This window comes from Corallococcus sp. AB038B (assembly GCF_003668955.1).
In the GTDB taxonomy this organism is placed as follows: domain Bacteria; phylum Myxococcota; class Myxococcia; order Myxococcales; family Myxococcaceae; genus Corallococcus; species Corallococcus exiguus.
The window spans coordinates 1-435 of record NZ_RAWO01000133.1 but is presented as its reverse complement, the minus strand read 5'-3'; the positions used below and the strand labels follow the sequence as shown (position 1 = coordinate 435).

Genomic DNA, 435 nt, shown 5'->3' with positions numbered 1-435 from the left:
TCTTGCCCCACTGTGAGCGGATGACGGATATCAGGTGACGCCATGGCAAAGACGCCCGGTCTCGATTTGGACAACATGCTCCTCGCGCTGAACCCCTTCATCGACGGCCAGTCGGAGGGCTCGAAGGAACGAGCGGCGCTCGAACTTGCCCAGGCCGCGCTGCTCTACATCCGCGACCGTGGGCAGGAGGCCGACTTCGCCACGTACTACGCGCGATTCTCCGACACAGCCTTCACAGTCGAAGTCTCCCACGAGTTCGCGACGCGAGAAGCAGCGGACCAGTGGCTCGCCAGTGGCACGGCCCGGGACTCCGAGCGTGTGAAGATTGCTGGCAAGGGCTTCATGGTCGTTGAAGCGCAAGGACGGCGACTGTTCATGGTCGCGCCTCTTCCTGAAGAGTTGAAGGCCGACCCCGAGTAGGTGTCCCGCTACCTC

General features: G+C 63.0%; 1 protein-coding gene. It reads left to right on the top strand.

Features of this window, described 5'->3' with window-relative positions; all coding sequences use genetic code 11:
• Positions 1-42 precede the first annotated feature (42 nt).
• Positions 43-420: a hypothetical protein gene (locus D7Y04_RS42775; protein ID WP_121763069.1), complete on the top strand. Its 378-nt coding sequence runs from the start codon at positions 43-45 to the stop codon at positions 418-420.
• The last annotated feature ends 15 nt before the right edge of the window (positions 421-435 follow it).